Below are 13,324 nucleotides of genomic sequence, written 5' to 3'. Positions count from 1 at the left end.
CTTTTTGCATGATAATTATCCGATTATACTTTATTTCATTTCCCACTACTGGCGCATAAATTGAATTGGTTTACACTGCGGTGTCTACGCATGTTGCAGGGAAATAATTATGTTGCGATTTTTAAACCAGTGCTCACGGGGTCGGGGCGCGTGGTTACTGATGGCGTTAACTGCCTTTGCGCTCGAAATGGTAGCGCTGTGGTTCCAGCACGTCATGCTGCTCAAACCTTGCGTGCTATGTATTTACGAACGTAGCGCGTTATTCGGTGTGATGGGCGCGGGTCTGGTTGGCGCTGTCGCCCCTAAAACGCCGCTGCGTTATGTGGCGATAGCGATCTGGATTTACAGCGCCTGGCGCGGGTTGCAGTTGGCTTATGAACACACGATGATCCAGCTTCATCCTTCGCCGTTCATGACCTGTGATTTTGCTGCGCGCTTCCCGACGTGGCTGCCGCTGGATAAATGGCTGCCGCAGGTCTTCCTGGCTTCCGGCGACTGCGCCGAGCGTCAGTGGTCGTTTTTAACCCTGGAGATGCCGCAGTGGCTGTTGGGGATTTTTGCGGCGTATCTGGCGATCGCGATCCTGGTGTTGATTGCTCAACCGTTTAAGCCGAAAAGACGCGATCTCTTTAGTCGATAACAGAACGCTCCTTCGGGAGCGTTTTTTTTCACCTGACGGCGTTGCTTCCGGGCATCTATAAGATGTATATTAAATACATCTTATAGATGCCCCCCACAAGGAGACGCCTTATGTCCCATTTACGCATCCCGGCAAACTGGAAAATTAAACGTTCCACTCCCTTCTTCACCAAAGAGAATGTGCCAGCCGCACTGCTCTCCCACCATAACACCGCTGCGGGTGTCTTTGGGCAACTCTGCGTGATGGAAGGCACGGTCATTTACTACGGTTTCGCTAACGAAGACGCCAAAGAACCTGAACTCAAAGTGGTCATTAACGCCGGTCAGTTTGCGACCAGCCCGCCGCAATACTGGCACCGCATCGAATTAAGCGACGATGCGCAATTCAATATCAATTTCTGGGTTGAAGACGACAACCACGGCGATGAAATGTATCAGGCGAAAAAAGCGTAATTAACGCTTGCTGAACAATGGGCGGTTCAGTCCGCCCATGAAGGTTTGTTTAAGATGTGATCCTGCCAGTCCCGCACTTCAGATTCTTTCACCGCAATATGGCGCACAGAAATACGCTCGCCGTGCATCGCCGCTTTCGACCCGGTCAACAACGGGTGCCAGCCCGGCAGCCCCTTTCCTTCCGCTAACAAGCGATAGGCGCAGGTCATCGGCAACCATTCAAAGGTTGGCAGATTATCGCGGGTGAGTTTAATGCAGTCTGGCTCGTACTCGAACCGACGTTCATAGTTACGACACTGGCAGGTTTTGATATTCAACTGGCGACACGCCACGTTGGTGAAATAGATTTCGTCGGTGTCTTCATCCATCAGTTTGTGCAGGCAACACTGGCCGCATCCATCACACAACGACTCCCACTCGGCATCGGTCATGTCATCCAGGGTTTTACTTTGCCAGAAAGGTATGTCGCTCATCAGGGTATCCGCCATTGCTGTAAAGCTGCACCTTATAACCAGTCTGGCACGCTGATGCAAGTTTTGCCGCCCGAAAAGGCGGCAAGCAGAGATTACAGGACGCGCGTCGTCAGCGTTTGACCGTTAAAACTGACTTCCAGCTCGTCGCCGCTTTGCAACGGGCCAACGCCTTCCGGTGTGCCGGTCAGGATCACGTCTCCCGCTTTGAGCGTGAAGAAACGGCTCATATAGGCGACGAGCGGCACGATGTGGTGGATCATCTCCGCCGTCGAGCCTTGCTGACGGATTTCGCCATTCACTTTCAACCCGAGCGCGGTATTTTGCGGATCGCCATGAAACTCCGAAACCGGAATAAAACCTGACAGCGGGCAGGAATTATCAAACCCTTTTGCTTTTTCCCAGGGCTGACCGGCTTTTTTCATTTTGCCCTGAATATCCCGCAGCGTCAGATCGAGCGCCACGCCATAACCGGCAATCGCCTTGCGGACATGGTCTTCCGTCGCCTGGCGCAGAGTCGAGCCAATCAATATCGCCAGTTCGACTTCATGGTGAACGGCGCCCATGTCCGTCGGAATCGCCAGCGGCTGGCGCAGATCGCACAGCGCCGTTTCCGGTTTAATAAAAAGAACGGGTTCATCCGGCGTTGCGCTACCCATCTCCTTAATATGCTTTGCGTAGTTACTGCCTACACAAACCACTTTACTTACCGGGTAATCAAGCAGAGCACCTTGCCAGTTGTGATGTTGATACATTATTTTCCCCTAACGTAATCGTGGATTTCAGGAACTGCATCGACAGGGCATTCGCGTTGCCGGATACAGTTTAACTTTTAGCGTCTGGTTTATTTTCGCCCGGCGCAGAAAGATGTTGTTTGAGTAAATCTTCCGGCGGTGGCGGCAGTTGTAAATAATACCCCTGGTCGGTTAACGCTTGTTTTACTTTCTCCAGGTCGGCATTCACTAATTTCTTACGCCCATCCAACGGCAGAATCATTGCCAGCGTTGGCTGCCCGAATCCCTTCATCAGATCTTCAGGAACCCGTGAGAAATCGTCTTTTTTTTCGACGTATAAATAGGTCTGGTCGCGTTTGCTACTTCGATAGATCACACAAAACATACTTTTACTCTGAATTAACGGGATGGTGACTTGCCTCAATATAATACTGACTATAACATGCCTTCTAGTCTTCGGAATATCGCCCCGCATTGGGGATGATAAATAGCAAATTGAGTAAGGCCAGGATGTCAAACACGCCAATCGAGCTTAAAGGCAGTAGCTTCACCTTATCAGTGGTTCATTTGCACGAAGCTGAACCCAAGGTTATTCGTCAGGCGTTGGAAGACAAAATCGCTCAGGCACCTGCTTTTTTAAAACATGCTCCCGTGGTCATTAACGTCAGCGGCCTTGAAAGTCCAGTAAACTGGCCTGCGCTGCAAGAGGTGGTGACGTCTACCGGTCTGCGTATTATCGGCGTTAGCGGCTGCAAAGACGCGGCGCTAAAAGCGGAAATTGACGAGATGGGTCTTCCTTTACTGACTGAAGGTAAAGAGAAAGTCGCTCGTTCCGCCCCGGTCGAAGCCCCGGCACCGAGCGCGCCGCCGCAAAATGTTACCCCCATCACAAAAACGCGATTAATTGACGTACCGGTTCGTTCCGGTCAGCGCATTTATGCTCCACAATGTGATCTAATTGTTACAAGTCACGTCAGCGCTGGCGCAGAGTTAATCGCAGACGGTAATATCCACGTTTATGGCATGATGCGGGGCCGTGCGCTGGCAGGCGCCAGCGGCGATCGGGAAGCGCAAATTTTTTGTACCCATCTGACGGCAGAACTGGTGTCTATCGCAGGTGTTTATTGGCTGAGTGATAAAATCCCGGCAGAATTTTATGGCAAAGCGGCGCGTCTGCGGTTAGCAGATAACGCTTTGGCAGTTCAACCGTTGAATTGATCCCTTTTTAACAAGGAATTTCTATGGCACGCATTATTGTAGTTACTTCGGGTAAAGGGGGCGTTGGCAAGACCACCTCCAGCGCGGCCATCGCTACTGGTTTGGCCCAGAAGGGAAAGAAAACTGTCGTTATCGATTTCGATATCGGTCTGCGTAACCTCGACCTGATCATGGGATGTGAGCGTCGTGTCGTTTACGATTTCGTGAACGTGATTCAGGGCGATGCGACGCTAAACCAGGCGTTAATCAAAGATAAGCGCACTGAGAATCTCTTTATTCTTCCGGCATCGCAAACCCGCGATAAAGACGCGCTAACCCGTGAGGGCGTAGCAAAAGTTCTCGATGACCTGAAGACAATGGATTTCGACTTTATCGTCTGCGACTCTCCGGCGGGCATTGAAACCGGCGCGCTGATGGCGCTCTATTTTGCCGATGAAGCGATTATCACCACTAACCCGGAAGTCTCCTCAGTACGTGACTCTGACCGTATTCTGGGCATTCTGGCGTCAAAATCCCGTCGTGCTGAAAACGGCGAAGACCCGATTAAAGAGCATCTGCTGCTGACGCGTTACAACCCAGGCCGCGTTAACAGAGGCGATATGCTCAGCATGGAAGACGTGCTGGAAATCCTGCGCATCAAACTCGTGGGGGTTATCCCGGAAGATCAGTCAGTCCTGCGCGCATCCAACCAGGGAGAGCCGGTTATTCTCGACATCACTGCTGATGCGGGTAAAGCCTATGCAGATACCGTAGAACGTCTGTTGGGAGAAGAACGTCCTTTCCGCTTCATTGAAGAAGAGAAGAAAGGTTTCCTCAAACGCCTGTTCGGAGGATAAGTTATGGCATTACTGGATTTTTTTCTCTCGCGGAAAAAGAGTACAGCCAACATCGCTAAAGAGCGACTGCAAATCATTGTTGCGGAGCGCCGTCGCAGCGACGCCGAGCCGCATTATTTACCGCAGTTGAGAAAAGATATTCTCGAAGTCATCTGCAAGTATGTGCAAATTGATCCAGAAATGGTCACCGTACAGCTTGAGCAAAAAGACGGCGATATTTCAATTCTCGAGCTTAACGTGACATTACCGGAAGCCGAAGAGTCCAGATAATCTCTTTTCGGATAACGCAACGCGATAAAAAGGCAGAGTATTCTGCCTTTTATTTGCTGCTGTGCCATAAACAATAACGCGGCGGTGCTTATTCCAGGCTGAACTTCGGGTAACGCTCCTGAAAATAGCGGCGCAGAAATTCAACCGTAATGCGAATTTTTGCCGACGAGGAAAGACGGGAAGCAGAGACCGCCCAGATATTGGCAGGCTGATAATATTCCGGCAGAACCTGCACAAGATGGCCGCTGGCAATGTTATCGCAGACATCCCACCACGACCGCAACGCAATGCCCTGCCCGTCCAGACACCATTGATGCACAATCTCACCGTGGTTGGAGGACAGTGACCCTGTCACTTTAATCGAATATTCCCGTTCTTTTGTGCGTAACTGCCAGATTCCAAAGGGATGGTCACGCTCTTTAATCACCAGACACGGAAAGGCTGCCAGATCGCTGAGCTGCTTCGGCGTGCCGTGCTGCGCCAGAAACGCCGGCGATGCGCATAAAATACGGTAATTGGTTCCAAGCTTATGCGCGATTAAATTAGAGGCAATCTCATCACCAATACGAATATCGAGATCGACCCCTTCATTCACCAGATCCACCAGCCTGTCCTCAACGTCAAACCGCAACTCCAGCTGTGGATACTGCTTCGCCAGCGCCGACAGCGCGGGCGCAACAATCCGCCGACCGAAGCCAAAACTGCTGATAATACGCAGCATACCTTGTGGGACTTGCCGCACGTCAGACAGCTCATCCATCATCTGATCCACATCCTGCAAAATGCGCTGTGCCCATTCGTAAATACGCTCGCCCTCTTCCGTGATCGTCACCCGCCGGGTCGTTCGGTGGAGCAGCACCACGTTCAGCGTCTGCTCCAGCAACGCCACCCGTTTGCTGATAAACGCCGGCGAAACGCCCAGCTCTTCCGCAACCGTGCTAAAACCCGCACGCCGGGCAACCCGCATAAAGACGCGTAAATCATTCAGGAGAGGCAGATTATTCATGATCTGTGTTTTATGTTTCACCAGTTGGAAGGATTAACTCTCAATCAGTCAATTATAGGATAAGGGGTAAGTCAATTTTGACTACTGATAAGTGAGAGCTGGTATGAAGAAAACCTGTCGTATTGCCGCTATTCCCGGAGACGGTATTGGTAAAGAAGTCCTGCCTGAAGGTATTCGCGTATTGCAGACCGCCGCCGAACGCTGGGATCTCTCGCTCAGCTTTGAGCCGATTGAGTGGGCCAGCTGCGAATATTATGCGCATCACGGTACGATGATGCCTGACGACTGGCATGCGCAGCTAAAATCGTTTGATGCGATCTATTTCGGCGCCGTCGGCTGGCCGGATACCGTCCCGGACCATGTTTCATTGTGGGGATCGCTGCTGAAATTCCGCCGCGAATTTGACCAGTACGTTAACCTGCGTCCGGTACGTCTGTTTCCCGGCGTTCCCTGCCCGCTGGCCGGAAAAAAAGCGGGAGATATTGATTTCTACGTCGTGCGCGAAAACACCGAAGGGGAATACTCCTCGCTGGGCGGGCGCGTTAATGCCGGAACCGAGCACGAAGTGGTGATTCAGGAGTCGGTATTTACCCGGCGCGGAGTGGATCGCATTCTGCGCTACGCCTTTGAGCTGGCGCAAAGCCGACCGCGCAAAACGCTGACGTCCGCCACCAAATCCAACGGACTGGCCATCAGTATGCCTTTCTGGGATGAACGCGTTGAAGCAATGGCGCAGCACTACCCGGAGATTCGTTGGGATAAGCAGCATATCGACATTCTGTGCGCCCGCTTTGTCATGCAGCCGGAGCGCTTTGACGTGGTTGTCGCCTCAAATCTGTTTGGCGATATACTGTCCGATCTTGGCCCGGCCTGTACCGGCACCATCGGCATTGCGCCTTCCGCAAACCTGAACCCGGAACGCACATTCCCGTCGCTGTTTGAACCGGTACACGGCTCTGCGCCGGATATATACGGTAAGAATATCGCCAACCCTGTTGCCACCATCTGGGCGGGCGCCATGATGCTGGATTTCCTCGGCAATGGCGATACGCGCTACCGGGAGGCACATGACGGTATTCTCGCGGCCATTGAACAGGTTATCGCCGACGGCCCGAAAACACCGGATCTGAAAGGCGCCGCCTCCACCCGGCAGATGGCGGAGGCTATCTGTCAGGCGCTGCGCTAATGACGGAGCGGCCGGATAGCGGCCATCATCCGTATTACAGCGGATATTCCTGCAACAGATTCCGCAGTTTTTCCGCCATCAGTTCCGCACGCCAGCCGGAGATGAGTTCCGGCTGTGTGGCCTGCGGTTTTAACTTCCAGTGCCAGTTAAGCAACTGGTTGATTTGCCGACGCGACGCCAGCAATTCCGCACTGACGTTGTGCGTCGCGCTAACGTCCGCCACCAGCGCTTTGATGGCTTTAAACGCCTTGCGATAGCCTGGCATATCCATCAGGTTCAGCAAGGGTTCCGGCAGCGTCTCTTCCGGCAGCGCCTGCGCCTTCTCCACTAACGCGATCAGCGTCTTACCGTGAAAACGAATTTCGCTGCCAGAAAGCCCCAGGCTGTCCAGTTCGCCCAGACTCCCCGGCATATAACGCGCCACCGCCCACAGGTGCTCTTCGCGCACCACAAAGTTGACCGCCAGATCGCGCTCACGCGCCTTGCGCAGTCGCCAGTCGGCCAACAGTTGCAGGCAGGCCAGTTGACGGGTACGCAACTGCCACGCATTGGTGATGTCACGCCAGGCCTCTTCCGGCGCCAGAATTTCCTGACGACGCTGCTGCATCAGACGGCACTCATCCAGCGCCGCAGGCAGCCAGCCGGATGCTTCGGTTTCGACCATCAGTTTTTTGGTGATCGGTAACAAATACCAGACGTCCGCTGCCGCATACTCGCACTGACGTTCGGTTAACGGTCTTGCCAGCCAGTCGGTACGGGACTCGCTTTTATCCAGCGCGACGCCCGTAAACTCCTCGACCATCGCGGCAAAACCCCAGGACAAGGGGCGGCCGCAAAATGCGGCAAGGATCTGCGTGTCGATCAGTGGTTGCGGCAGCTCTCCGAAGGTGTTGAGAAAAACCTCCAGATCTTCGCTGCCCGCATGCAAAAATTTGGTTATCGCGGTATCACGCAACACGGCGCGCAGAGGCGACCAGTCGGTAATGCCGTGAGGATCAATCAGGGCGACATGCTCGCCATCAAACAGCTGGATAAGCCCAAGTTGCGGGTAATAGGTGCGCGTACGGACAAACTCCGTATCAAGGGCAATCGCCGGAAATGCCCGAACCGCTTCACATAACGTCGCCAGCGCGTCGTCCGTAGTGATCATTTGGTAATTCAAATCATATTCTCTTTAGTTTGCGCCAAAAAAAACGCCGGCTTAACCGGCGTCTGGCGACTTGCTTAAAGCTCAGGCTTTATTGTCTACTTTGCCACGCGCTTCGTCACGTAATTCTCGTCGTAAAATTTTTCCGACGTTCGATTTAGGCAGTTCGTCGCGAAACTCCACCAGCTTCGGCACTTTATACCCCGTCAACTGGCGACGACAGAAGGTAATCAATGCCTCGTCGGTCAACGCCGGGTCTTTCTTCACGACAAAGATTTTCACGCTTTCACCGCTGCTACCCGAAGGTACGCCGACTGCCGCCACTTCCTGAACGCCAGGATGCTGCATCACCACGTCTTCAATTTCATTAGGATAGACGTTAAAGCCGGAAACCAGAATCATATCTTTTTTGCGATCGACGATGCGCAGGAACCCTTCGTCATCAATCACCGCGATATCCCCCGTGTAAAGCCAGCCGTCTTTGACGATTTCATCCGTCGCGTCCGGGCGCTGCCAGTATCCCAGCATCACCTGCGGCCCCTTCACGCACAGCTCGCCAGGCTCGCCTGTCGGCACCTCGTTGCCCTCGTCATCCACCAGTTTTACATCGGTAGAGGGAACGGGCAGCCCGATACTGCCGCTGTGATAATCGATATCATGCGGGTTCACGCTGACCAACGGCGCGCACTCGGTCAGACCGTAGCCTTCAAGCAAATATTGTCCGGTCAGTTTCACCCAACGTTCTGCAACCGCATGCTGTACCGGCATACCGCCGCCAGCAGAAAGGTGCAACGTAGAGAAGTCCAGTTGCTGGAATTCTTTGTTGTTCAGCAAGGCGTTAAACAGGGTGTTAACGCCGGTCATCGCGGTAAACGGATATTTCGCCAGCTCTTTCACCATGCCCGGAATGTCGCGCGGGTTAGTGATGAGCAGGTTTTGCCCGCCCAGTTCAATAAACAGCAGGCAGTTCATGGTCAACGCGAAAATGTGATACAGCGGCAACGCCGTCACCACCAGCTCTTTCCCCTCATGCAGCAACGGCCCGTAGGTGCCTTTTACCTGCTCCAGGTTTGCCAGCATGTTGCGGTGCGTCAGCATCGCGCCTTTCGCTACGCCGGTTGTACCGCCCGTGTATTGCAGGAACGCCAGATCTTCGGTGACCAGCTCAGGCTTCACGTACTGCATCCGATAACCTGCGTGTAGCGCGCGGCGAAAAGAGATCGCGTCCGGCAGGTGATATTTCGGCACCAGACGCTTAATGTATTTCACGACAAAGTTAACCAGCGTACCTTTCGCGGTAGAAAGCTGGTCGCCCATGCGCGTCAGAATTACGTGCTGTACGGACGTTTTATCGACCACTTTTTCCAGCGTGTGGGCAAAGTTAGAGACGATCACGATAGCCGCCGCCCCGCTGTCATTGAGCTGATGCTCAAGCTCACGCGGCGTATACAGCGGGTTGACATTCACGACGATCATCCCGGCGCGCAAAATACCAAACAGCGCGACCGGGTATTGCAGCAGATTCGGCATCATTAGCGCGACACGGTCGCCTTTTTTGAGGCCCAGCCCTTCCTGCAAATAGGCCGCGAATGCCCGGCTGCGCTCTTCCAGTTTGCGGAAGGTCATCACCTCCCCCATATTGACGAACGCAGGCTGGTCGGCGTAACGCACGACGGCATGTTCAAATAATTCAACCAGGGATTGATAACGGTCAGGATTGATCTCCGCCGGGACATCAGCGGGATATCGGTTAAGCCAAACCTTCTTCAAAGCATCACCTCTAAAATGAGTGTTCGTCGTCATCGCAACCCCAGTTAATAAACAAGTCGTTAACATAATATTAACTCAGCGTACCAGTTTATTAATCACTCAACGAAAAGGTTGCGAAGCGCGTCACTATTTATTTTTCTTATGTCCGTATTAATGCAGAAACAGCGGACCAGCCGCTGTTTCTTTTACTGATAAAACAAGGGGTTATTCAGTTACGATCGTTTGAACCTGTGCGGGGCCTGGGTTATACCATCCCCAACCGCCATAGCCGTACGGCCAGCCTCGTCCACCGTAGAACCAGGGATCGATCGGCTGTGGCGGCATGACGATCTGCTGAGTAAGGTGCCAGCGTTTATAGCCCGTTGCCTGCATCAGCATAAACTTATACGGCGTACTGCCGACCTTACCGTCCACCGTGCCGGTAATCGGCCCGACGACCGTCACCAGTTGCCCACGGAAGTCTACCGGGTCAAGGAAGCCGTTCACGTCGGCATAAATCCGCCCTCGCGAAGCCTCACCGAGGATCGGACGCGCGCCGTTATCAAGCGGCACGCTGGCGATTTCCAGCCGCGTTTTTCCCTGCTGGTTTTGCACATCCACCACTTTACCGCCAAAACGCGCTTCCTGGCCGACGTACAGCTGCGGCGCATTCATAACCCGCACCAGATCCTGCTGCGGCGTGGGACTGGAACCTTTGATGGCATCCGGGACGGTAACGCAGCCACTCAGCGTTAACGCGACCACTCCCGCCAGAATTCCTTTCATTACCTGTTGTTGAACCGCCATAGTGCGACTCCTTTTTTCTCAGCACATATTCTCGTCATACTTCAAACTGCCTGTGTGTAACAGCTACGTTCAAATTATTCAGGGTGATAATACTGAGATTCATTCTTTGCCCGGAAGTTTCTTCCACGCGACGTTGTTACGTAAATAAACCGGTTCGGCCTGTTCAACCGCGACGGTTTTCCCCGCTGCCAGCATCTGACTGGCGAGAGGCAGCATATCCTCCGCCGCCGGAAGCAGAACGTCGCCATCGCGCAAAGCCAGACCGCTGTCTTTACCCAGATCGGGCCATGCAGGCCAGCCTGTGCCAACAGTAGCCCACTCCCCGGAAAGCTGCTTCAACCGTTCGCTAACCAGCCCGGGATTTAACACGGCCTCGGTCTCTTCCCCGTGCCAGACGCCATTTTCATCACGCTGGTATTCCGCCCAGTAGACTTCGCCCATACGTGCGTCAATCGCCGCCAGCACGCGCGTCGCGCCGCTTTTACGCCAGGCGCCCTGCGCCATTGTCGCCAGCGTTGAAACGCCAGTCATCGGCAGGTTCGCGCCCAGCGCCAGCCCCTGCGCAATGCCAATGCCAATACGCACGCCGGTAAAACTGCCGGGGCCGCGACCAAACGCCAGCGCGTCGATATCGGTAAGCGTAATGCTGTTGGCGGCCAGGATATCCTGCACCATCGGCAAAATACGTTGGGTATGTTCTCGTGGGCAAAGCTCAAAATGAGCGTTGATATTACCGTCATTCCACAGGGCAACGGAACACGCTTCTGTGGCGGTATCGATAGCCAGAATTCGCATGGGTCTTCGTGCTTAAATCAATAAAATGGCGCGCATCTTACCATACTCCGTAACAAATTACTCGGCCGTTGGTATGGCGAGAAATCTGACGGCGCGGGCGATGTCCCGGGTGCGCGGCGTGGGCGGCAGGCTCGCCAGGAAGGTGGCGCCATACGGCCGCATCACCAGCCGGTTATCACAAATCACCAACACCCCACGATCGTCGGAATCGCGAATCAGACGCCCCACCCCTTGTTTCAGCGTGATGACCGCGTCGGGTAGCTGCACTTCATCAAACGGATCGCCGCCGCGCAAACGACAATCCTCCATCCGCGCTTTCAGCAAGGGATCGTCAGGAGAGGTAAAAGGTAATTTATCGATAATCACCAGCGACAGCGTATCGCCGCGCACATCCACCCCTTCCCAGAAGCTGCTGGTTGCGACCAGTAGCGCATTACCGGCGCTGACGAACTGTTGCAGCAGTTGACCTTTGCTGGTTTCGCCCTGCAACAGGACGGGCAGCGTCATGGTGGCGCGGAACTGTTCCGCCAGATCGCGCATCATGGCATGCGACGTACACAGCATAAAGCAGCGGCCATTGTTGGCTTCGATGATCGGTCTTAACATTGCCGCCAGCTGTCGGGCAGAGCCCGGCTGGTTAGTTTGCGGCAGGTTACGCGGCACGCACAACAGCGCCTGGCGGGTATAGTCGAACGGACTGGGCAACAGCATCGATTCGGCCTGTTCAATGCCCAGCCGCGCCGTAAAGTGATGGAGATCGTCGTTCACCGACAGCGTGGCAGAGGTAAAAATCCAACTGCCGGGTTTCTGCGCCATCACCTCTTTGAATTTATCCGCGACCGTAAGCGGAGTGAGCGCCAGCGTGAAATGGCGCGACGTGCATTCGTACCAGTAGCTGTACCCTGGCTGGTTGATCTCTTTTAAGCGCTTCAGGCGCGCACGATACAAGGTCGCACGCTCGAAAGCGGCATCCAGCAATGCGGAACGCCCCAGAGACAGTTTTGCCACGTCGTAGCAAAGCTCAAGCGTATCGTCGAGCAGCAATAGCGCGCGCTGTACCCGTGGGTCGGCCAGCAGCTCACGTAAATTTCCGCGATAGCCCGGCTCGCCCAGTTGCAGGCGAAAATCCTGCGCGCTCTGCGCCAGTCGGTCGGCGCATTTCTGCAACTGCTGGGTGTCTTTCAATTCCGTGCGGTAGGCGATGGTAAAATCTTTCGCCAGGTCGAGGAGCTGTCGGCTGGAGAGCGACTGGCCGAAATACTGGCTGGCGATATCAGGAAGCTGGTGGGCCTCATCGAAGATCATCACCTCCGCCTCCGGGATCAGTTCGCCAAACCCACTCTCTTTAACCACCATATCCGCGAGGAAAAGATGGTGGTTGACGACAACCACATCGGCGTCCATCGCCTTTTTACGCGCTTTAACCACAAAACAGTCTTTATACAGCGGGCAGTCGCTGCCCAGACAGTTGTCATTGGTGCTGGTGACCAGCGGCCACGCCTGCGAGTCTTCCGCTACGCTGACGCAGGTACTGATGTCGCCGTCATCGGTCTGATTCGACCACGACCGCAGCAAAATCACATCGCTTAAAATTTGTACCGGCAAATCGCCGCCCGCCAGCGCTTGCTGTTCGAGACGTTCCAGACAAAGATAGTTAGAGCGCCCTTTCAACAGCGCCAGTTTACCGGTGAATTTGAGGGCGTTTGAGACGGTGGGAAGATCGCGACTGTAGAGCTGATCCTGCAACGCTTTCGATCCCGTCGAGATGATCACTTTTTTTCCGGCGCGTAACGCCGGCGCGAGGTAGGCATAGGTTTTGCCTGTCCCCGTCCCGGCTTCGACAACAAGCGGTTGTGATTTTTCAATAGCATGCGTGACGGCAACGGCCATCTGCCGCTGTGGTTCGCGCGGTTTAAATCCCGGTATCGCTTTAGCCAACTGACCGTCTGCTGCAAAATCGTCCGTCACACTACCCCCTGTTGATTTGAACAGGGATTATGTCAGGACGCCGTCG

Annotated in this window: 15 protein-coding genes; 6 read left to right on the top strand and 9 right to left on the bottom strand. The window is 54.2% G+C overall.

Features of this window, described 5'->3' with window-relative positions; all coding sequences use genetic code 11:
- Positions 1-109: 109 nt before the first annotated feature.
- Together dsbB and OGV67_RS09155 are read left to right on the top strand one after the other, a co-directional pair.
- Positions 110-640, top strand: a complete 531-nt coding sequence (gene dsbB, locus OGV67_RS09160; protein ID WP_024130271.1) for a disulfide bond formation protein DsbB — start codon at positions 110-112, stop codon at positions 638-640.
- A 110-nt stretch (positions 641-750) separates the two neighbouring features.
- Positions 751-1,092 carry a TehB family protein gene (locus OGV67_RS09155; RefSeq protein ID WP_115614257.1) on the top strand — a complete coding sequence of 114 codons (342 nt, stop codon included), beginning with the start codon at positions 751-753 and terminating at the stop codon, positions 1,090-1,092.
- A 26-nt stretch (positions 1,093-1,118) separates the two neighbouring features.
- Here the strand turns inward: OGV67_RS09155 and ycgN are convergent, their stop codons facing one another.
- The 3 genes from ycgN to OGV67_RS09140 all read right to left on the bottom strand — a co-directional run bounded on the left by ycgN (position 1,119) and on the right by OGV67_RS09140 (position 2,681).
- Positions 1,119-1,565, bottom strand: a complete 447-nt coding sequence (gene ycgN / locus OGV67_RS09150) for a cysteine cluster protein YcgN (RefSeq protein WP_047464034.1) — start codon at positions 1,563-1,565, stop codon at positions 1,119-1,121.
- Between the two features lie 92 nt (positions 1,566-1,657).
- Positions 1,658-2,317, bottom strand: coding sequence for a fumarylacetoacetate hydrolase family protein (locus OGV67_RS09145; protein WP_049008376.1), 660 nt, complete (start codon positions 2,315-2,317; stop codon positions 1,658-1,660).
- 70 nt (positions 2,318-2,387) lie between these two features.
- Positions 2,388-2,681 carry a YcgL domain-containing protein gene (locus OGV67_RS09140; RefSeq protein WP_024130270.1) on the bottom strand — a complete coding sequence of 98 codons (294 nt, stop codon included), beginning with the start codon at positions 2,679-2,681 and terminating at the stop codon, positions 2,388-2,390.
- A 125-nt stretch (positions 2,682-2,806) separates the two neighbouring features.
- On the opposite strand from OGV67_RS09140, the gene minC reads away from it, so the two are divergent.
- The 3 genes from minC to minE are packed head-to-tail and all read left to right on the top strand — an operon-like array spanning position 2,807 to position 4,620.
- Positions 2,807-3,514: a septum site-determining protein MinC gene (minC, locus tag OGV67_RS09135; protein ID WP_047463264.1), complete on the top strand. Its 708-nt coding sequence runs from the start codon at positions 2,807-2,809 to the stop codon at positions 3,512-3,514.
- A 23-nt stretch (positions 3,515-3,537) separates the two neighbouring features.
- Positions 3,538-4,350 carry a septum site-determining protein MinD gene (gene minD / locus OGV67_RS09130; protein WP_047463261.1) on the top strand — a complete coding sequence of 271 codons (813 nt, stop codon included), beginning with the start codon at positions 3,538-3,540 and terminating at the stop codon, positions 4,348-4,350.
- A 3-nt stretch (positions 4,351-4,353) separates the two neighbouring features.
- Positions 4,354-4,620 carry a cell division topological specificity factor MinE gene (gene minE, locus OGV67_RS09125; RefSeq protein ID WP_003859937.1) on the top strand — a complete coding sequence of 89 codons (267 nt, stop codon included), beginning with the start codon at positions 4,354-4,356 and terminating at the stop codon, positions 4,618-4,620.
- An 88-nt stretch (positions 4,621-4,708) separates the two neighbouring features.
- Here the strand turns inward: minE and OGV67_RS09120 are convergent, their stop codons facing one another.
- Complete coding sequence (locus tag OGV67_RS09120) at positions 4,709-5,626, bottom strand: LysR substrate-binding domain-containing protein (protein ID WP_115614256.1); 918 nt, start codon at positions 5,624-5,626, stop codon at positions 4,709-4,711.
- A gap of 103 nt (positions 5,627-5,729) precedes the next feature.
- On the opposite strand from OGV67_RS09120, the gene OGV67_RS09115 reads away from it, so the two are divergent.
- Entirely contained in the window at positions 5,730-6,812 is a 1,083-nt protein-coding gene (locus tag OGV67_RS09115) for a tartrate dehydrogenase (protein ID WP_104868558.1), read from the top strand.
- A gap of 34 nt (positions 6,813-6,846) precedes the next feature.
- On the opposite strand, the gene rnd is transcribed toward OGV67_RS09115, so the two are convergent.
- The 5 genes from rnd to yoaA all read right to left on the bottom strand — a co-directional run bounded on the left by rnd (position 6,847) and on the right by yoaA (position 13,278).
- Positions 6,847-7,974, bottom strand: coding sequence for a ribonuclease D (gene rnd, locus OGV67_RS09110; RefSeq protein WP_077956910.1), 1,128 nt, complete (start codon positions 7,972-7,974; stop codon positions 6,847-6,849).
- 69 nt (positions 7,975-8,043) lie between these two features.
- The gene (fadD, locus tag OGV67_RS09105; protein ID WP_080750364.1) at positions 8,044-9,729 is read right to left on the bottom strand and encodes a long-chain-fatty-acid--CoA ligase FadD; all 1,686 of its coding nucleotides are present in this window, start codon (positions 9,727-9,729) and stop codon (positions 8,044-8,046) included.
- A gap of 204 nt (positions 9,730-9,933) precedes the next feature.
- A complete protein-coding gene (locus tag OGV67_RS09100) occupies positions 9,934-10,515 on the bottom strand; it encodes a Slp family lipoprotein (RefSeq protein ID WP_047463245.1) in 582 nt (193 codons plus the stop codon).
- A gap of 99 nt (positions 10,516-10,614) precedes the next feature.
- Positions 10,615-11,310, bottom strand: coding sequence for a tRNA (adenosine(37)-N6)-threonylcarbamoyltransferase complex dimerization subunit type 1 TsaB (gene tsaB / locus OGV67_RS09095; protein ID WP_047463242.1), 696 nt, complete (start codon positions 11,308-11,310; stop codon positions 10,615-10,617).
- A 57-nt stretch (positions 11,311-11,367) separates the two neighbouring features.
- Positions 11,368-13,278, bottom strand: coding sequence for a DNA repair helicase YoaA (yoaA, locus tag OGV67_RS09090; protein WP_115614255.1), 1,911 nt, complete (start codon positions 13,276-13,278; stop codon positions 11,368-11,370).
- Positions 13,279-13,324 lie beyond the last annotated feature (46 nt).

The organism is Citrobacter sp. CK188 (genome assembly GCF_030333525.1).
Lineage (GTDB): Bacteria > Pseudomonadota > Gammaproteobacteria > Enterobacterales > Enterobacteriaceae > Citrobacter_B > Citrobacter_B koseri.
This window is presented reverse-complemented; position numbering and strand designations above follow the sequence as displayed.